16 protein-coding genes and 1 pseudogene are annotated in these 18,237 nt (G+C 70.6%); 8 read left to right on the top strand and 9 right to left on the bottom strand.

All coding sequences use genetic code 11. The features are described 5' to 3' along the window. The 7 genes from CCS38_RS07005 to CCS38_RS06975 all read right to left on the bottom strand — a co-directional run. On the bottom strand, positions 1–1,257 hold a 1,257-nt coding region (locus CCS38_RS07005), incomplete at its 3' end, for an acyltransferase family protein (protein WP_223732323.1). Positions 1,258–1,283: 26 nt separating this feature from the next. Then, positions 1,284–2,510 (bottom strand): alpha/beta hydrolase, encoded by a 1,227-nt coding sequence (locus tag CCS38_RS07000; RefSeq protein ID WP_223732322.1) that lies wholly within the window; start codon positions 2,508–2,510, stop codon positions 1,284–1,286. Between the two features lie 133 nt (positions 2,511–2,643). Continuing rightward, entirely contained in the window at positions 2,644–3,324 is a 681-nt protein-coding gene (locus CCS38_RS06995) for a response regulator (RefSeq protein ID WP_223732321.1), read from the bottom strand. Then, a complete protein-coding gene (locus CCS38_RS06990; RefSeq protein ID WP_372457015.1) occupies positions 3,321–4,616 on the bottom strand; it encodes a sensor histidine kinase in 1,296 nt (431 codons plus the stop codon). The genes CCS38_RS06995 and CCS38_RS06990 overlap by 4 nt, the downstream gene beginning before the upstream one ends. Positions 4,617–4,756: 140 nt before the next feature. Further along, positions 4,757–5,659 carry a DUF4429 domain-containing protein gene (locus tag CCS38_RS06985; protein WP_223732319.1) on the bottom strand — a complete coding sequence of 301 codons (903 nt, stop codon included), beginning with the start codon at positions 5,657–5,659 and terminating at the stop codon, positions 4,757–4,759. A 147-nt stretch (positions 5,660–5,806) separates the two neighbouring features. Continuing rightward, positions 5,807–7,021 carry an alpha/beta hydrolase gene (locus tag CCS38_RS06980; RefSeq protein ID WP_223732318.1) on the bottom strand — a complete coding sequence of 405 codons (1,215 nt, stop codon included), beginning with the start codon at positions 7,019–7,021 and terminating at the stop codon, positions 5,807–5,809. A 145-nt stretch (positions 7,022–7,166) separates the two neighbouring features. Beyond that, positions 7,167–7,832: a TetR family transcriptional regulator gene (locus CCS38_RS06975; RefSeq protein WP_223732317.1), complete on the bottom strand. Its 666-nt coding sequence runs from the start codon at positions 7,830–7,832 to the stop codon at positions 7,167–7,169. A gap of 114 nt (positions 7,833–7,946) precedes the next feature. Here CCS38_RS06975 and CCS38_RS06970 point away from each other — a divergent pair, with 114 nt between their 5' ends. Further along, positions 7,947–9,548, top strand: coding sequence for an MFS transporter (locus CCS38_RS06970; protein WP_223732316.1), 1,602 nt, complete (start codon positions 7,947–7,949; stop codon positions 9,546–9,548). 218 nt (positions 9,549–9,766) lie between these two features. Next, complete coding sequence (locus tag CCS38_RS06965; RefSeq protein ID WP_223732315.1) at positions 9,767–10,123, top strand: peptidase inhibitor family I36 protein; 357 nt, start codon at positions 9,767–9,769, stop codon at positions 10,121–10,123. Positions 10,124–10,185: 62 nt separating this feature from the next. Here the strand turns inward: CCS38_RS06965 and aceE are convergent, their stop codons facing one another. Then, a complete protein-coding gene (gene aceE, locus CCS38_RS06960; RefSeq protein ID WP_223732314.1) occupies positions 10,186–12,918 on the bottom strand; it encodes a pyruvate dehydrogenase (acetyl-transferring), homodimeric type in 2,733 nt (910 codons plus the stop codon). A gap of 527 nt (positions 12,919–13,445) precedes the next feature. Here aceE and CCS38_RS06955 point away from each other — a divergent pair. The 6 genes from CCS38_RS06955 to CCS38_RS06930 all read left to right on the top strand — a co-directional run bounded on the left by CCS38_RS06955 (position 13,446) and on the right by CCS38_RS06930 (position 17,934). Continuing rightward, positions 13,446–13,886, top strand: a complete 441-nt coding sequence (locus tag CCS38_RS06955; protein WP_223732313.1) for a DUF3052 domain-containing protein — start codon at positions 13,446–13,448, stop codon at positions 13,884–13,886. Between the two features lie 161 nt (positions 13,887–14,047). Then, a complete protein-coding gene (locus CCS38_RS06950; RefSeq protein ID WP_030249107.1) occupies positions 14,048–14,506 on the top strand; it encodes a peroxiredoxin in 459 nt (152 codons plus the stop codon). A gap of 151 nt (positions 14,507–14,657) precedes the next feature. Then, positions 14,658–15,233: a TerD family protein gene (locus tag CCS38_RS06945; protein ID WP_223732324.1), complete on the top strand. Its 576-nt coding sequence runs from the start codon at positions 14,658–14,660 to the stop codon at positions 15,231–15,233. A 99-nt stretch (positions 15,234–15,332) separates the two neighbouring features. Further along, the gene (locus tag CCS38_RS06940; protein WP_223732312.1) at positions 15,333–15,908 is read left to right on the top strand and encodes a TerD family protein; all 576 of its coding nucleotides are present in this window, start codon (positions 15,333–15,335) and stop codon (positions 15,906–15,908) included. Positions 15,909–15,962: 54 nt separating this feature from the next. Continuing rightward, the gene (locus CCS38_RS06935) at positions 15,963–17,096 is read left to right on the top strand and encodes a DUF475 domain-containing protein (RefSeq protein WP_223732311.1); all 1,134 of its coding nucleotides are present in this window, start codon (positions 15,963–15,965) and stop codon (positions 17,094–17,096) included. A 103-nt stretch (positions 17,097–17,199) separates the two neighbouring features. Beyond that, positions 17,200–17,934 (top strand): TerD family protein, encoded by a 735-nt coding sequence (locus CCS38_RS06930; protein ID WP_223732310.1) that lies wholly within the window; start codon positions 17,200–17,202, stop codon positions 17,932–17,934. 67 nt (positions 17,935–18,001) lie between these two features. Here CCS38_RS06930 and CCS38_RS06925 read toward each other — a convergent pair. Further along, positions 18,002–18,237 (bottom strand): annotated as a pseudogene (locus tag CCS38_RS06925) (TerD family protein); the annotation flags it as partial.

Here is an 18,237-nt window from a genome sequence, read left to right as displayed (position 1 = left end):
GGCGAAGAGGGCGAAGCCTGTGGAGAGGGCCGCGGCGGTGGCGCGGAGGGGGCGGCTCATGTGCCAGGGGGCTTCGAAGCGGCGGGTGAGCAGGGTGAGGGCGGCCAGCGTCAGGGCGAAGAGGGGGAGCCAGGCCAGGCGGGTGAGCAGCCAGGCCGCTGAGTCGGGCGGCGTGGTCAGGCCGGGGACCGGGCCGAAGTACGACGAGGGCACCGCCACTGCCAGCATCGCGGTCTGGTGCCAGCAGAACACGGTCATCGCGCAGAGGTTGACGACCACGACCGGCGCCCACAGCGCAGGCCGGCGCAGCAGCGCGGCGATCCGGTCCCGCAGCAGGACGGCGGCCCCGCACTGCGCCGCCGCCAGCGCCGGGACCAGCAGCGACGGCGGGTGCGAGTTCGTCCGGGCGGTACCCGGGACGCCGACCATGCTCGCGGGGTAGTGGAAGACCAGGAGGAGGACGGCGAACACGGCCGCACCGCCGGTCAGCAGCGTCCACGCGGCGCGCCGGCCGAGCCTCGCCCGCTGCCCGGACCGCGTGGGGGCAGCTCCCTCGCCCCAGCAGACCCCGAGCTGGTACGCGAACAGCCAGCCGGGGAGCAGGTTGAGCAGCGCGAGCCAGGACGGGACGGCGGCGGCGTACGGGCCGTACCGCAGGAAGTCGACCACCGCGACGGCCGCGAACAGCGGTGCGGCCGCCCATGGTCCGAGCCGGTGCGCGGCGCGCACACAGTACGGAGTGAGCGCCGTGATCCCGGCGTACACGCCCACGAACCACAACGGCTGCACGACCAGCACCGCCCCCGTCCGCAGCGTCGCCTCGGGCACCCCGGCGGCGGCCAGCACCCCTGTCAGCAGCGCCCATACGGCCGTTACGGCGAGCGCCGGGCGGCCCAGGCGGGCCAGCCGGCCGCCCAGCCAGCGCGTGGTGGACTCCCCGCGCTCACTCGCGCGCCGGTAGGACAGCACCGAGGAGTACCCGCCGACCAGGAAGAAGATCCCCAGCAGTTGGAGCACCCAGCTCACCGGCGCGAGGAAGCCGAGTGCGGACAGCGCGCTGGCGTTGTGCAGCGCGCCGTCGGCGTCCCGTGTGAAGCCGCCGGCCAGCCAGTGCCCGGTCGGCACGGCGAGCAGCGCGAGCGCCCGCAGTCCGTCGATCCCGCGGTCGCGGTGTGCCGGGGTGCGGTCCTCGATGGCGGTCATGGCCCTGCGGAGCGGGCCGTATTGCTGTCCGGCTTTCGGTAGCGCGAGAGTCATGGCGGTGTCCTTGGCTGAAGGCGCGCTCAGCGCACGCGGGAGGGGTGGCCGAGCACGATGTCGGCGAAGCCGTCCAGGGAGTCGGTGCCGGGCACGAGGTAGCCGGTGTGGCCCTCGGCGCGGTCGGCGGCGACGCGGCGCGCGCCGAACGCGGGGTCGGTCGGGTCGGTGCCGTGGCCCAGGCCCAGCACCTCGACGTTCGGTATGTGGGCGATCCAGTCCGAGGCGTCCCGGGCCGCCCACACCCGCCCGCCGGCGTGCAGATCGGCGGCGCGCTCCGTACGCGCCCCCGGTGAGCCGAAGAGGATCACGTCACCGACCGCGCTCCGTCCGGCGCGGGGCGCCGCCAGGCCGCAGACGACCGAGCCGTAGCTGTGGCAGAGCAGGGCGGGCGCCGGGGCGCCGGTCGCGGCGAGCCCCGTCAGCAGCCGGGCCAGCCGCGGCGCGCCGGCCTCCGCGAGCCGCCCCGTCGCGGCGTCCGGGCCGAGGCCGACCGGCGTGGTGTAACCGGCCCAGGCGATCACCGCGGTGGGCGTCGCCGGATCCTCGGCGGACATCCGGGCGCGCAGCGAGGCCGCCATGGCGGTCGGCGTGCCGTACCGGTCCCGCTCGCGGTCGAACGAGCCGAGGTCGATGTCCGAGCCGGGCACGACCACCGCCGTGCGCCGGGCCGCGCCGAGGTCTCCGTACACCTCGGCGACCTGGCCCCGGCCGCGCGGGTCGAAGAAGAGGATCTGCCGCCCGGGGGCGAGGAGTTCGGAGCAGCGGGCGGCCAGTGCGCGGGCCCGGCCGCGCTCTTCGGCGGCGCGGTCGGGGTCGTCCGCGCGGGCGTACAGACGGGCGCGCTCGGCCCGCAGGGCGCGGGCATTCGCCTGATAGCGCAGCCGTACGGGCGCGCCGTCCAAGGTGCCCACGGTCATGGGGTGCCGGTCGGCGAGCCGTTGCCGCTCCGCCTCGGTCAGGCCGGCGAAGAAGCGGGCGACGGCGGCGGGCGAGGCGGTCGCCGGGTCGGGCAGCGGCCGGCCGAGCGTGTGGTCGGCGCGCCAGGCGGCGACGCCCGGCGCGGGGCCGGTGACCGCGGTCTGCTCGGTTCCGGCGGCCCAGCCGCCGGTGGCGGCGACGATCGCGACGGCCACGAGGAGGGCGGCGATGCCGCGGCGCCGCCGGCGAGTACGCGTTCGCGTACCGGGCTGCTTACCGGGCCGTGTACCGGTATGTGACGCGGCGGCGAGCGGCAGGGTGCGCGGCGGCATCGTAGGTCTCCCTCTCCAGGCGGTGTGGCGGAGGGAAACCTAGGGACGGGGTGGGCGGTGCGGCGTCACACCACGGGGGCAACTGCCCGGTGATACCGGGGTATCGGGTCCTCGTCCGTACGGAGGAGGGGGCTCACCGGTCGCCCGGTGTCACCAGCCCCGACTCGTACGCGAAGATCACGGCCTGGGCGCGGTCGCGCAGGTCGAGCTTGGCCAGCACCCGCCCGATGTGGGTCTTCACCGTCTGCTCGGCCAGCACCAGTTCGGCCGCGATCTCCTGGTTGGACAGGCCGCGCGCGATCAGCTCCAGCACCTCGGTCTCGCGCGCGGTGAGGCCGTTCAGCCGCAGTGCGGCGCGGTCCTTGCGGGGTGCGGGGCGCTGCCGCGCGAAGTCGGCGATCAGGCGGCGGGTCACCGAAGGGGCGAGCAGCGCCTCGCCGGCCGCCACGACCCGCACCGCGGAGATCAGGTCGGCCGGCGGCGCGTCCTTCAGCAGGAAGCCGGACGCGCCGGCGCGCAGCGCTTCGTAGACGTAGTCGTCGACGTCGAAGGTGGTGAGCATCAGGACCTTCGGGCGGTGCACGACGCCCGGGGGCGGGGACAGCAGCTGTCTGGCGGCCTCCAGGCCGTCCATCTCCGGCATCCGGACGTCCATCAGCACCACGTCGGGGTGGGTGCGGCGGCTCAGTTCGACGCCCTGCGCCCCGTCCGCCGCGTCGCCGACGACGTCGATGTCGCTCTGCGCGGCGAGCAGCGCGGCGAAGCCCGCCCGCACCATGGCCTGGTCGTCAACGATGATCACGCGGGTGGTCATGCGCGCGTCGGGTCCTTCCCCGTCGGGGGCTCCGTGAGCGGGAGCCGGGCGGCGACACGGTAACCCCCGTCCGGCAGGGGACCGGTGTCCAGGGTGCCGTCCAGCAGGCGTACGCGCTCGCGCATTCCGACCAGACCATGGCCCGTTCCGGTCGTCTCCAGCGGCTCGGCGGCGTGCGGCGGCGGGCCGTTGACGACCAGGACCGTCAGGCCGGTGCGGTCCGGCGTGACCGATACGCGGGTGCGCGCGCCGGGTGCGTGCCGTACGACGTTCGACAGCGCCTCCTGCACGATCCGGTACCCCGACAGGCCGACGGCGGGCGGGAGTTCGCCGAGCGCCCGGGAGAGCGTCAATTCCACCGGCACACCGGCGCGTATGGTCCCCTCCACCAGCCGCTCCAGCTGGTCCAGGCCCGGCTGCGGCGCCTTCTCGGGACCGCCGTGCTGCTGCTCGCTCTCCTCGCTGCGCAGCACGCCCAGCAGCCGGCGCATCTCGCCCAGTGACTCGCGCGCCGTCGCGGCGATCGTCCCGAACTCCTCGGCGGCTTCCGGCGGGAGCCCCTGGAGGCGGTACGGCGCGCTGTCCGCCTGCACCGTGATCACCGACATGTGGTGCGCGACGACGTCGTGCAGCTCGCGGGCGATGCGGGTGCGCTCCTCCAGCAGTGTGCGCCGGGCACGCTCCGCCTCGCTGATCGTCTCCTGCTCCGCCAACTGCCGCCGGGCGTCCCCGCGTTCCCGCAGTGCGCCCGCCAGCAGCAGCACCACGCCGGTGAGTACGAAGAGCAGCAGCCAGGTGGCGTCGGAGCGGGCGGGTCGGAGGAGGCCGAAGAGGATGCCGGCCGCGCCGGTGGCGAGCCACACGCCGAGCAGTACGCGGCGCCGCTCGCGCAGCCCGAGGGCGAGCGCCAGGGCGAGGTACCCCACGATGGTGGGCGGCGGCCAGGGCCAGATGGTGCCGGGGGCGGCCGGGATGCCCGCCAGGGCCAGCGCGGCGGCCAGGTCGGCCGTGAAGATCACCCACCATGCCTGCAGCGGGCGGCCGACCGCCAGCAGCAGCGGGAGGGTCTGGGCGACGCCGAGCGCACCGGCCAGACCGCTGTTCATGCCGTAGTCGCCGCCCAGCACGACGATGGTGCTCGGCAGCAGCGAGGCGGTGAACCCGAAGGCGACGACGTACGGCACCCACCGCAGCCAGCGCGGCCGGCCCGCGCCGAAAAGGGGCTCGGGGAAAGGGGAGGAGGTGAACATCGCCGGATCAGCGTAGGGGGCCGGGTCCCGGCGGGGCGTCATACTGCGGTCGTCAGTACGAGGTCATACCTGGGTATCAGGGGCGGCGGTATGAGGTGCGGCGGCATGAGGGCCCGCCACTTCGCTGCACAAAGCCTCATCAGGCCGCCGTACGGGGCCTCGCCCCATCAGCGTAGGAACTCCTACAGCTCCGCCAGCAGCTCGGCCTTCTTCGCGCTGAACTCGGCGTCCGTCAGCAGTCCCGCGTCGTGCAGTTCGCCGAGCTGCCGTATGCGGTCGGCGATGTCGGCGGGGCCGCGGTGCGGCTCCAGGGGACGGCACTGCGGCGCGGGCGCGGGGGCCGGACCCGCGGTCCGTACGGCCTGCAGGACGGCCGCGGCGAACGGCAGCGACTCGTGGACCGGACCGTAGCCGAGGCCGAAGATCACCGAGGCCGGGTCCTGTTCGGCGCCGTCCCCGGTCTCCTCCTCGGCGCCGTGCGCCAGCAGCCGCAGATAGCCGTTGTGCCAGGTGCCGGGCGGTGTGGGCGCCGAGCTGCCGTTCTCCGGGGAGCGCCACACCACGCCGGACAGCCCGTCGACCGGAAAGCTCTGGTCGCCGGACTTCCACTTCGCGGACGAGGCGCCGGTCCAGAACCAGCGGAACGCCACCGAGCTGCCGTCGAAGGACGCCTTGCCGTCGTACGCCTTGAAGGTCAGCGGCGGCTCCGGGGCCGCCACGAGGTGCCGCTCCGCGGGGCCCGCCGCGTCCGGGGCGAGGAGGCCGGTCAGCTGGTCGTGGTAGTACTCCGCCTGGTCGGCGCGGTCGGCGGGGAGCACCAGGCGGTACGGGTCGGCGTCGTCCTTGAGCTGTCCGTCGGCGGCATCCATCAGCGGGTCCGCGCCCGGCCGGGGCCGGGCATGCAGGACCACCGTCCCGCGCCTGCCCCGCGAGAGCCGTACCGAGCTCAGCGCTTCGTAGGGGATGCGGCGCTCGCCGAGCGCCTGGAACAGCCTGGGCTTGCGGATCCCCCGTTCGAAGCGGATGAGCACGGAGTCCGTGTCGAACTCCCAGACGGCATGAAAACCGGCCAGCACATCACCCATGCGGTTCATCGTAAGCGGCGGGCGGCCCGCCCGTCCCCCTTCCGTACAGCACTGTGCTACGCGCGTCACGCCGTTCCCCGGCCCCGATGTCCGGCCCGTTGTCCGGCTCCGGCCGGCCGCCGGTCCCGTAGCGGGCCGGGCCGGCCCTCACGCCAGGTCGGCCGCGCAGTTCCCGTCGTCGCTCGCGCAGCTGACGCCCGCGACCGCGCCGACCCCGACGAGCGCGAAGTTGGTCAGGCTCTGCGTCCCCCGGGTGAAATACCCCGCGTGCCCGTTCGCGCCCGCCGCGGACAGCACCCGGGAGCCGAACGCTGGATCCACAGGGTCGGCGCCGTGCCCCAGCCCGCCCAGCTCCAGGTTCGGCACGTCCTGGATCCAGTCCTCCGAGTCCCGCATCGCCCACACCCGGGCGGTGGTGTGCAGCGCGGCGGTGTTCTGGGCGCGCATGCCGGGGCTGCCCGCCACCACGATGTCGCCGACCCGAGAGGGCAGCTCGCGGGCCGCCACCCCGCACACCACGGAGCCGTAGCTGTGGCAGAACAGCGAGACGTCGGCGCTCTTCGGCAGTGCGCCGATCATCGTCTCCAGGCGCTGTGCGCCCGCCCGCGCCAGCTGCCCGGCCGCCGCGTCCACGCCGACGCCGGCGGGCGCGGTGTAGTCGGCCCAGGCGATCACGGCGGTACGGGCGTCGGGGCGCACCGCGCGCTCCGCGTCGTACAGCGAGGACGCCATGCCCACCGGGGCCCGGACGGCCTGCCGGGTCCGCTCGAAGTTCACCAGATTGGTGTCCACGCCGGGCACCACGACCGACACCCGGCGGGCGTGCGTGAGATCACCGAAGACCTCGGCGGCGCGGCCGCCGGCGGCCGGATCGAAGGACAGGATCTGCCGCCCGGGCCGCATCATCGAGTCCAGGCGGTGCATCAGCCGGCCGGCCTCCTGGCGCCCCTCCGGTGTCAGCCGCGCGTCGTGCGAGCGCCGCGCGGCCACGTCGCGCGCCTGGTCCATGGCCTCGCGGTTGGCCTGGTAGCGCAGCGTGGCGGGGGCGCCGGCCATGTTGCCGACGGCGAGCGGATAGCGGTCGGCCAGCCGCAGCCGGTCGGCCTTGCGCAGCCCGGCGAAGAACTTGGCGATGCGGTGCGGTCCCGCGGCCGGGTCGGGCAGCCGGTGGCCGTGGAAGGTGCCACGCGCCCAGGCGGCCCGGGAGCTGCCCAGCGGATCGGTGTCCCCCTTGGTACCTCTGATGCCCGTCCAGCCGGTCACCGCGAGCATCACGAACACCACCACCAGGGCGAGTGCCGCACGCCAGGCGGAGGACTGCAGAAAACCGGGAGGAGCGCCGAGCTCGGAGAAGGAAGTCACCGCGGGACAGCCTAGGAGACGCTATGCGACGGCCGTGGATTGGGTGAGGCAACTCACGTTTCAGTGTGGGTCATTAGGGTCACAACGGACACTTCGCGCCCATTTGTCCTGCTCACGCGTGCAGTGACATGCTCAGTCGGCCGTGCTAAGGGGCGCTTTTCCGCCACTCACCGGCGATTGCCGGAACGATGCCGTCCAGATGCTGTTCGGTGGTCGCGCGGATGGACTCCACGCTGCACTCCCCGGCCTCGCCCCACAACCGCCCGGCCAGCCGCATCACGCCGCTGAACGCCGCCACCACGATCCGCGGCCGCGGATCGGTCTCCACGTCCAGACCCTCGCGCCGGGCGATGGCCGTGGCGATCAGCTCCTCCAGCTCGGAGCTGCGCCGCAGGTGCGCGGCGACCAGCGCGGGCGTCGACTCGATCATTTGGTACGTCCGCATGTGCAGTTCGACCGGGATGATCGACTCGATCACCTGGCCGAGGTCGTCCCAGGCCAGCAGGACGGCGTTGCGCAGCGCCTCCAGCGGGGCCTCGGCGGCCGGGCGGGCCTCCAGGGCGTCCACGAAGCGCGCCTCCACTATCTCCTGGACGGCGAAGACCACGTCTTCCTTGGTGGTGAAGTACCGGAAGAACGTCCGCTGAGAGACGTCGACCGCCTCGGCGATCTCGTCGATCGTGGTGCGGTCGTACCCCTGCTGCGTGCACAGCTCCAGCGCCGCGCGGATCAGTGCGTCGTGCGTACGCCGCTTCTTCCGCTCGCGCAGTCCGCACCGCAGCCCCTCACGCGGCGTCATCTCGGCCCTCATGCGCCGCCCTCCTTGGTGGATCACTGCTGCTCACGATACCTGTGAGCTAACTGACAGTTACTGACGAACGAAACGCTTTGTCAACTGTCAGTGGCTGACATTATTGTCGGGGGCATGAGCTCACAGACCCCGGTAGCCGAGGCGATACCGGACATACCGACCCCGGAACCGCGCAGGGGCCTGCGTGGCCATCCCTGGCTGACTCTCTTCTCCGTCGCGATCGGCGTGATGATGGTGGCGCTCGACGGCACCATCGTCGCCATCGCCAACCCGGCCATCCAGCAGGACCTCGGCGCCACGCTCGCCGACGTCCAATGGATCACCAACGGTTACCTCCTCGCGCTCGCCGTCGCGCTGATCACGGCCGGCAAGCTCGGTGACCGCTTCGGCCACCGGCAGACCTTCCTCATCGGCGTGGTCGGCTTCGCCCTCGCCTCCGGGGCCATCGGCCTCTCCAGCGAGGTGTCGCTGGTCATCGTCTTCCGCGTACTGCAGGGCCTCTTCGGCGCGCTGCTGATGCCGGCCGCGCTCGGCCTGCTGCGCGCGACCTTCCCGGCCGAGAAGCTCAACATGGCCATCGGCATCTGGGGCATGGTCATCGGCGCGTCCACCGCCGGCGGTCCGATCGTCGGCGGCCTGCTCGTCGAGCACGTCAACTGGCAGTCCGTCTTCTTCATCAACGTGCCCGTCGGCGTCGTGGCCCTCCTCCTCGGCCTGGTGATCCTCAAGGACCACCGCGCGAAGAACGCCCCGCGCTCGTTCGACATCCCCGGCATCGTGCTGCTGTCCGGCGCGATGTTCTGCCTGATCTGGGCGCTGATCAAGGCCGGCGAGTGGGGCTGGGGGGACGCCAAGACGTGGGGCTTCCTGATCGGCTCGATCGTGCTCTTCGCGCTCTTCGCCGTGCTGGAGACCAAGGTCCGTGAGCCGCTCATCCCGCTGCGCATGTTCCGCTCCGTACCGCTCACCGCGGGCACGGTCCTGATGGTGCTGATGGCCTTCGCCTTCATGGGCGGCCTGTTCTTCGTCACCTTCTACCTGCAGAACGTGCACGGGATGAGCCCGGTGGACAGCGGTCTGCACCTGCTCCCGCTCACCGGCATGATGATCGTCGGCTCGCCGCTCGCCGGCGCCATGATCACCAAGTTCGGGCCCCGTGTGCCGCTGGTCGGCGGCATGGTGCTCACCGCCGTCGCGATGTACGGCATGTCCACCCTGGACACCGGCACCGGTACCGGCGCGATGTCCCTCTGGTTCGCCCTCCTGGGCCTCGGCCTCGCGCCCGTCATGGTCGGCGCCACCGAGGTCATCGTCGGCAACGCGCCCATGGAGCTCTCCGGCGTCGCGGGCGGCCTCCAGCAGGCCGCGATGCAGGTCGGCGGCAGCCTTGGCACTGCCGTGCTGGGCGCGGTGATGTCGTCCCGGGTCGACCAGAAGCTGCCCGAGAACTGGGACGGCGCGCACCTCCCGCCGGTCCCGCAGGCCCAGCTCGACAAGGCCGCCGACGCGGTCGCGGTCGGCATGTCGCCGGTCCCCAAGGGCACCCCGGCGCCGATCGCCGAGAAGATCACTGCGGTCGCGCACGACACGTTCATCTCCGGGATGGGGCTCGCGTTTACGGTCGCCTGTGGTGTGGCGATTGTCGCGGCGGCGGTTGCGGTCCTGACCAAGCGCGGTGCGAATGCGCCTGAAGGCGCGGGGGTCGGACACATCTAGGCCGGTGCCCCGTGTGCGGCGCCGTTGTGGCTGGTCGCGCCCACGCTGCGAAGCCGCATATCGACTCGCCCCGCGCCCCTTACGGGGCGCGACAACTTCCGGGCCTCATCTACCCCGTCAGGGTGGATGGGGCCCGGATGCGTTCCCCATGTACTGGTGCGGGCGTCAGCTTGGGGCCGGAACGATCGTCACACGATCACGATTCGGGGGGACCCACTATGCGTACGACACTTCTCGTGGCCGCGCTCGGTACGGCCGCACTGCTCAGCACGCCCTTCGCCGCGGACGCGGCCTCGGGGGACTGTGCCGCCGGGCAGCTCTGTCTCTGGCCGAAGGCCGGGTACGAAGGGCCGCGCGAGACCCATGAGCTCGCCGACACCGACATCGAGAGCTGTGTGCCGCTGCCGGACGGCCGCCCCGCACGCTCCTTCGCGAACCGCACGGGACGGCCCGTGACGGCCTTCCAGAGCGCCGAGTGCGCCGAGACCGGCGAGTTCGACACGTATCCGGGCGGCGGGACGTATGTACCGGACTCGCCGTACGCGGTGCGCGCTTTCCGGATCGCGGAGCGGTGAAAAGCGGGTGCCCCCGGACAGTCGTGCTGTCCGGGGGCACCCGCTGCGCTCAGCGGCCGGTCCTACGCGTCGCCGCCGGCCTCGCCGGCTTCGGCTGCCGAAACGTCCAGCAGCTGGTACCGGTCCACGGCCTTCTTCAGGTCCGAGCGGTCGATCTTGCCTTCCTTGGCGAGCTCGGTGAGCACGCCCAGCACGATCGACTGCGCGTCGATGTGGAAGAAGCGGCGCGCCGCGCCACGGGTGTCGGCGAAGCCGAAGCCGTCCGCACCCAGCGACTGGTACGTGCCCGGCACCCAGCGCGCGATCTGGTCGGGAACCGAACGCATCCAGTCGGAGACGGCCACGAACGGACCCTCGGAGCCGGAGAGCTTCCGCGTCACGTACGGGACGCGCTGCTCCTCCTCCGGGTGCAGGAGGTTGTGCTCCTCCACCTCGACCGCATCGCGGCGCAGCTCGTTCCAGGAGGTCGCCGACCAGACGTCCGCCTTGACGTTCCACTCCTCGGCGAGGATCTTCTGGGCCTCCATCGCCCACGGCACGGCCACGCCGGACGCCATGATCTGCGCCGGGATGGAGCCCTCGGAGCCGGTCGCGACCTTGTGGATACCGGCGAGGATGCCCTCGACGTCCACGTCCTCCGGCTCGGCCGGGTGGATGATCGGCTCGTTGTAGACCGTGAGGTAGTAGAAGATGTCCTCGCTGTTCTCGCCGTACATGCGGCGCAGACCGTCCCGGACGATGTGCGCGATCTCGAACCCGTAGGCCGGGTCGTAGGCGACGCACGCCGGGTTGGTCGAGGCGAGCAGCTGGGAGTGGCCGTCGGCGTGCTGCAGACCCTCACCGGTCAGGGTCGTACGGCCCGCGGTCGCACCCAGGACGAAACCGCGCGCCAGCTGGTCGGCCATCTGCCAGAACTGGTCGCCGGTCCGCTGGAAACCGAACATCGAGTAGAAGACGTACACCGGGATCAGCGGCTCGCCGTGGGTGGCGTAGGCCGAGCCCGCCGCGATCAGCGACGCCGTGCAGCCGGCCTCGGTGATGCCGTCGTGCAGCATCTGGCCGGTCGGCGACTCCTTGTACGCCAGCAGCAGCTCGCGGTCGACCGACTCGTAGATCTGGCCCAGCGGGTTGTAGATCTTCGAGGTCGGGAAGAACGCGTCCATGCCGAAGGTGCGGTACTCGTCCGGCGCGATCGGCACGAAGCGCTTGCCGATCTCCTTGTCCCGCATCAGGTCCTTCAGGACGCGGACGAACGCCATGGTCGTGGCGATCTTCTGCTGCCCCGAGCCCTTCTTGGCGGTCGCGTACGCCTTGTCGCCCGGCAGCTGCAGCGGCTTCGCGCGCACGACACGGGTCGGGACGTACCCGCCGTTCGCCTTGCGGCGGTCGTGCATGTACTGGATCTCTTCGGAGTCCCGGCCGGGGTGGTAGTACGGCGGGAGGCCGTCCTCCAGGTCCTTGTCCGGAATCGGCAGGTGCAGCCGGTCGCGGAACATCTTCAGGTCGTCGACCGTCAGCTTCTTCATCTGGTGGGTCGCGTTGCGGCCCTCGAAGTTCGGGCCGAGCGTCCAGCCCTTGACGGTCTGCGCGAGGATCACGGTCGGCTGGCCCTTGTGCGCCTTGGCCGCCGCGTACGCCGCGTAGATCTTCTTGTGGTCGTGACCGCCGCGTCCCAGGTGCAGGATCTGGTCGTCGGTCATGTTCTCGACCATCTTGCGCAGCCGGTGGTCGTCACCGAAGAAGTGCTCGCGGATGTACGCGCCGGTCTCGGTGGCGTACGTCTGGAACTGGCCGTCGGGCGTGGTGTTCAGCTTGTTGACCAGCACGCCGTCCCGGTCCTGCGCGAGCAGCGGGTCCCAGGAGCGGTCCCAGACCAGCTTGATCACGTTCCAGCCGGCGCCGCGGAACTGCGACTCCAGCTCCTGCATGATCTTGCCGTTGCCGCGGACCGGGCCGTCCAGGCGCTGCAGGTTGCAGTTGACGACGAAGGTCAGGTTGTCCAGGCCCTCGCGCGCGGCGATGGACAGCTGGCCGAGCGACTCGGGCTCGTCCATCTCGCCGTCGCCGAGGAACGCCCACACGTGGCTGTCGGAGGTGTCGGCGATGCCGCGCGCCTCCATGTAGCGGTTCATCCGGGCCTGGTAGATCGCGCCGAGCGGGCCGAGGCCCATCGAGACGGTCGGGAACTCCCAGAAGTCCGGCATCAGCCGCGGGTGCGGGTAGCTGGACAGGCCGTTGGGGGCCTTGGACTTCTCCTGGCGGAAGGCGTCCAGCTGGTCGGCGGAGAGCCGGTCCAGCAGGTAGGCGCGGGCGTACACGCCGGGCGAGGCGTGGCCCTGGAAGAAGATCTGGTCGCCGCCCTTGCCGTCGTCCTTGCCCCGGAAGAAGTGGTTGAAGCCCACGTCGTACAGGGAGGCGGAGGAGGCGAAGGTGGCGATGTGACCGCCGACACCGATACCGGGGCGCTGGGCCCGGGAGACCATGACGGCCGCGTTCCAGCGGGTCGCGTTCAGGACCTTGCGCTCGATCTCCTCGTTGCCGGGGAAGAACGGCTCGTCCTTGGTCGCGATGGTGTTGACGTAGTCCGTGCTGCGCATCTCCGGCACGGCCACGCGCTTCTCGCGGGCCCGCTCGATGAGGCGGAGCATGAGGTAGCGGGCACGTTCCCGGCCTCGCTCATCGACGGCTGCGTCGAGCGAGTCGAGCCATTCCTGGGTCTCTTCAGGATCGAAGTCCGGGACCTGGCTGGGAAGGCCGCCAATGATGATCGGGTTGCGATCGGATCCGGAAGCCACGCTGTTCCTTCACTGTTCTGGTCGTGTCGTACTTTGCGCGCATGTGAGGTCCATGCAGTGCCGAGTACGAGGTCAGATTTCTGTCTCTGCTGGTGTCGCGCCGTCTTCCATCGTGTACCGAGGCACGCGGATACGTCATCTCTACCTGCTGGTAACCGCCCCTGGGCGACGGCCGCCGGCGGGCGCGCCCCCGGGGAGACCAAATCGCAACCTTACGCCCATGTCGCGCACCCCCGGCGTCCGGCCGTACGGTTATCGAACACCCGCATGCGGGCTGTCCGTGCCCCTCACCGGGCCCGGTCGCGCGCGTGTACCCCACAAGACAGGTTCGACGCTGTGGCGTGAATCACCGCGGCGCGGGGTAGAAGGGGTCGCAGTTGCGGCGAGACGGCCGTATCCGTCACCGTTTTGGCGGTCTGGAGGGCCGGGTACTTGCGCGATTCGCCCCGCCCGTGTGGACTACGCCCAATGCCCCGCGCACGCGCGAGGTGTAAGGCATATCCACAAGACATGACAGGAGGCAATCCGTGAGCGCGACCGCGGACCACGCGGAGGAGCGGACCAACCCGGCCGTCAGGCTGGGGTTCGAGCCCGGACAGGTGGTCCAGGAGATCGGCTACGACGACGACGTCGAGCAGGAGCTCCGTGAGGCAATCGAGGCCGTGATCGGCCAGGAGATCGTCGACGAGGACTACGACGACGTCGCCGATGTCGTCCTGCTCTGGTTCCGGGACGAGGACGGCGACCTTACGGACGCCCTGGTCGACGCCATCGGCCTGATCGACGAAGGTGCCCCGGTGTGGCTGCTGACGCCGAAGACCGGACGCGAGGGTTACGTCGAGCCGAGCGACATCAACGAGGCCGCGCAGACTGCGGGTCTGTCCCAGACGAAGAGCATCAACGCAGGCAAGGACTGGAGCGGCAGCCGGCTGGTCACGCCGAAGGCCGCCAAGTCCGGCAAGCGCTGAGCCGTCCGCCGGCACGTCCCCGAGCCCCCTTCCGCAGCCTTCCCCGGCCCCCGTGCCCTGGGAAGGCCGTCCGGAAGGGGGCTCGACGCGTCTTCCGGGGAGGGTCGCCACGTAGGGTTGGCGGGTATCTGTTTGAGCATCTGCGAAGGGAAACAGAACCCATGGCGATCGAGGTCGGCGCGAAGGCTCCGGAGTTCGAGCTGAAGAACCAGCACGGGGAGACCGTCAAGCTCTCCGACTTCCGCGGCGAGAAGAACGTCGTGCTGCTCTTCTACCCCTTCGCCTTCACCGGCGTGTGCACCGGCGAGCTGTGCGCCCTGCGCGACGAGCTGCCCACGTTCGTCAACGACGACGTGCAGCTGCTCGCCGTTTCGAATGACTCCCCGTTCTCGCTGCGCGTCTTCGCCGAGCAGGAGGGCCTGGAGTACCCGCTGCTGTCGGACTTCTGGCCGCACGGCGAGGTTTCCCGCGCGTACGGCGTCTTCGACGAGGAGAAGGGCTGCGCGGTCCGCGGCACCTTCATCATCGACAAGGAGGGCGTGGTCCGCTGGACGGTCGTCAACGGCCTGCCCGACGCGCGTGACCTGAACGAGTACGCCAAGGCGCTCGGCGCCCTCTGAACCGGCGCCTCCGGTCCGGCAGCTGCTGATTCGACACCTCTCCGGGTCGACAACGCGTCATCGGCGGGAACCGGTCACTAGGATCAATTCGTTGTTCTGATGCCATGCACGACGGGGGCGAATGTGTACCCCTCGAACTATGGGAGGACTCGTGGGAGTCAGCCTCAGCAAGGGCGGCAACGTCTCGCTGACGAAGGAAGCCCCCAATCTGACCGCGGTCATCGTCGGTCTGGGCTGGGACGCGCGTACCACCACCGGTACCGACTTCGACCTCGACGCCAGCGCGCTGCTGGCCAACGACCAGGGCAAGGTCGCGAACGACCAGAACTTCGTGTTCTTCAACAACCTGAAGAGCCCGGACGGGTCGGTCGAGCACACCGGGGACAACATCACCGGTGAGGGCGAGGGTGACGACGAGCAGATCAAGGTGAATCTGGCCGGTGTGCCGGCCGATGTCGCCAAGATCGTGTTCCCGGTGTCGATCTACGACGCCGAGACCCGGCAGCAGAGCTTCGGCCAGGTGCGCAACGCCTTCATCCGCGTGGTGAACCAGGCCGACGGCACGGAGCTGGCCCGCTACGACCTGAGCGAGGACGCCTCGACCGAGACCGCCATGGTCTTCGGCGAGCTGTACCGCAACGGCGCGGAGTGGAAGTTCCGGGCCATCGGTCAGGGTTACGCCTCCGGCCTGCGCGGCATCGCGCAGGACTTCGGCGTGAACGTCTGACCGAGGACGCACATTTGCCCGGCGCCGTACGCCCTCCGGGGAGTGCGGCGCCGGCGCGCTTGAGAGCAGAGCACCGACACCGGGGAGGAAGCGAAGAACATGAGCGTCACACTCGCCAAGGGGGGAAACGTCTCCCTCTCGAAGGCCGCTCCCAATCTCACACAGATCATGGTCGGCCTCGGCTGGGACGCGCGTTCCACGACCGGCGCGCCGTTCGACCTGGACGCCAGCGCCCTGCTGTGCACCAGCGGCCGGGTGCTCGGGGACGAGTACTTCGTCTTCTACAACAACCTCAAGAGCCCGGAAGGCTCCGTCGAGCACACCGGGGACAACCTGACGGGTGAGGGCGAGGGTGACGACGAGTCGCTGCTCGTGGATCTCTCCAAGGTTCCGGCCCAGGTGGAGAAGATCGTCTTCCCGGTCTCGATCCATGACGCCGATGCGCGCGGCCAGAGCTTCGGGCAGGTCAGCAACGCTTTCATCCGCGTGGTGAACCAGGCCGACGGCACCGAGCTGGCGCGCTACGACCTCAGCGAGGACGCCTCCACCGAGACGGCAATGATCTTCGGTGAGGTTTACCGGTACGGCGGGGAGTGGAAGTTCAGGGCAGTCGGGCAGGGGTACGCGTCGGGCCTGCGCGGCATCGCTCTAGACTTCGGGGTCAACGTTTCGTAAAGCGCCGTCCGCCCGTGCGCGGGGGACCCCATACATCAAGGGATTGGGTAGGAAGTGCTCCTGAAAACCTTTGGCTGGTCATTCGCCGTCACGGTGGGCGGCTTGGCCTTGGCCGGTGTCCTCTGGGGGTGGCGGGGGCTCGCGATCGTCGGGATCCTCTCGATCCTCGAGATCTCGCTCTCGTTCGACAACGCCGTCATCAATGCGGGCATCCTGCGGAAGATGAATGCCTTCTGGCAGAAGATCTTCCTGACCATCGGCATCCTGATCGCCGTGTTCGGCATGCGGCTGGTCTTCCCGGTCGTCATCGTGGCCGTCACGGCCAAGCTGGGCCCGATCGAGGCCGTCAACCTCGCCATCAACGACAAGGCGCAGTACGAGCACCTCGTCACTGCCGCTCACCCGGCCATCGCGTCCTTCGGCGGCATGTTCCTGCTCATGATCTTCCTCGACTTCATCTTCGAGGAGCGGGAGCACAAGTGGCTGGCCTGGCTGGAGAAGCCGCTGGCCAAGCTCGGCAAGCTCGAAACCCTCTCGATCATCATCGCGCTGGTCACGCTGCTGATCACGGCCATGACCGTGGCCACCGACGCGGCGCACGGCGGCGGTGACAAGAGCGCCACGGTGCTGCTCTCCGGCGTCGCGGGCCTGCTCACGTACCTCCTCGTCGGCGGCATCTCCGGCTACTTCGAGGACAAGCTGGAGGACGCCGACGAAGACGCGGACGAGGGCGAGGAGAAGGCGCCCGCCAAGAAGAACGGCAACGGTTCGGCCGTCGGCCTGGCCGGCAAGGCCGCGTTCTTCATGTTCCTCTACCTCGAGGTCATCGACGCGTCCTTCTCCTTCGACGGCGTCATCGGCGCCTTCGCCATCACCAACGACATCTTCGAGATGGCGCTGGGTCTGGGCATCGGCGCGATGTACATCCGGTCGCTCACCGTCTTCCTCGTCCGCAGGGGCACCCTGGACGACTACGTCTACCTGGAGCACGGCGCGCACTACGCCATCGGCGCGCTGGCGGTGATCCTCCTCATCACCATCAAGTACGAGATCAACGAGGTCATCACGGGTCTGATCGGCGTGCTCCTGATCGCGCTGTCCTTCTTCTCCTCGGTCCGGAAGAATCGGGCCGACGGGCGGCCGAGTGCGGGATCTTCTTCGAAACCCGAGGTCAGCTCGGGAGTGTGATCCCGGTCTGATTGAGGAACGCTTCTCTGCGGGGCGGCCACGAGGCAGGATGCCTCCGGCCGCCCCGCGGCTGTATCCGGTGTGATCTATGGGGTGGGGCGAAGTGTCGTTCTTGGGGAACTGGCGACGCGGCGGAGCGCCGCAGTTCGACAACGGCGGGGCGTCGTACGTCGTCAAGCTGACCAAACGCGACCCCGTGGTCTCGCTGACCAAACAGGGCGCCGCCAGCGGAAACCTCCGGGTCAACCTCTCCTGGCAGATGCGCACCACGGACTTCGCGGAGTACGCCAACAAGCGGCAGAGCCTGTGGCGGCACCCGGGCCGGATATTCAAGCCCGAAGTGGTGCAGGCGCAGGGGCCGGCGGTCGTGAAGATCGACCTCGACCTGGCGTGCATGTACGAGCTCAAGGACGGCACGAAGGGCGTCGTGCAGCCGCTGGGGAACTTCCTCGGCGAGCTCAACAGCCCGCCGTACATACAGCTCAGCGGCGACGACCGGTTCGGCTCGGGGTCGGGCGAGACGCTCTACATCAACCTCGACCACCAGGACGAGTTCAAGCGCCTGCTGATCTTCGTCTACATCTACGACGGCACGCCCGCCTTCGACCGCACGCACGCCATCATCACGCTCTACCCGAGCAGCGGGCCGCGGGTGGAGATCGGGCTGGACGAGCGGGCGCCGCAGGCCCGTTCGTGCGCGGTCTTCATGCTGGAGAACGTCAAGGGCGAGCTGACCGTGCGCCGCGAGGTGAAGTACGTCTACGGCTTCCAGGCCGAGCTGGACCGGCTGTACGGCTGGGGGCTGCAGTGGGGGCGCGGCTACAAGAGCCAGGTGTGAGCGCCGGGCGCGCCCGCCCGCATGTGAAGCGAACGGGCGGCGCGCGCCGTGCCGCGCCCGCCCCGTCTCAGCGGCGCTGGAACTGGGGTCCCTGCGGCGGCAGTACCAGCGGCCCGTGCTCCGGCAGCGGCCCGGTGGGCTGCCCGTCGGGCGCGGGCGGCGGGTAGCCGTAGCCGGTGGCCGCGGTCTGCGGCTGCGGATAGCCGTAAGCGCCCTGCGCGTGGCCGGGCCCCGGCTGCGGGCCCGGGTAGCCGTACGCGGGCCCGGGGGACTGCTCCGGGGGCGGGCCCGGATAGCCGTACG

The sequence above is a fragment of the Streptomyces purpurogeneiscleroticus genome (assembly GCF_020024005.1).
Lineage (GTDB): Bacteria > Actinomycetota > Actinomycetes > Streptomycetales > Streptomycetaceae > Streptomyces > Streptomyces purpurogeneiscleroticus.
The sequence above is the reverse complement of the archived record's forward strand: the minus strand, read 5'-3'. Positions and strand labels throughout refer to the sequence as shown.

Excerpts from the sequence above, each read along its gene's own strand:
- CCS38_RS07000 (WP_223732322.1), bottom strand. The coding sequence starts at position 2,510 with ATGCCGCCGCGCACCCTGCCGCTCGCCGCCGCGTCACATACCGGTACA.
- CCS38_RS06995 (WP_223732321.1), bottom strand. The coding sequence starts at position 3,324 with ATGACCACCCGCGTGATCATCGTTGACGACCAGGCCATGGTGCGGGCG.
- CCS38_RS06990 (WP_372457015.1), bottom strand. The coding sequence starts at position 4,616 with ATGACGCCCCGCCGGGACCCGGCCCCCTACGCTGATCCGGCGATGTTC.
- CCS38_RS06985 (WP_223732319.1), bottom strand. The coding sequence starts at position 5,659 with ATGGGTGATGTGCTGGCCGGTTTTCATGCCGTCTGGGAGTTCGACACG.
- CCS38_RS06975 (WP_223732317.1), bottom strand. The coding sequence starts at position 7,832 with ATGAGGGCCGAGATGACGCCGCGTGAGGGGCTGCGGTGCGGACTGCGC.
- CCS38_RS06970 (WP_223732316.1), top strand. The coding sequence starts at position 7,947 with ATGAGCTCACAGACCCCGGTAGCCGAGGCGATACCGGACATACCGACC.
- CCS38_RS06965 (WP_223732315.1), top strand. The coding sequence starts at position 9,767 with ATGCGTACGACACTTCTCGTGGCCGCGCTCGGTACGGCCGCACTGCTC.
- CCS38_RS06950 (WP_030249107.1), top strand. The coding sequence starts at position 14,048 with ATGGCGATCGAGGTCGGCGCGAAGGCTCCGGAGTTCGAGCTGAAGAAC.
- CCS38_RS06940 (WP_223732312.1), top strand. The coding sequence starts at position 15,333 with ATGAGCGTCACACTCGCCAAGGGGGGAAACGTCTCCCTCTCGAAGGCC.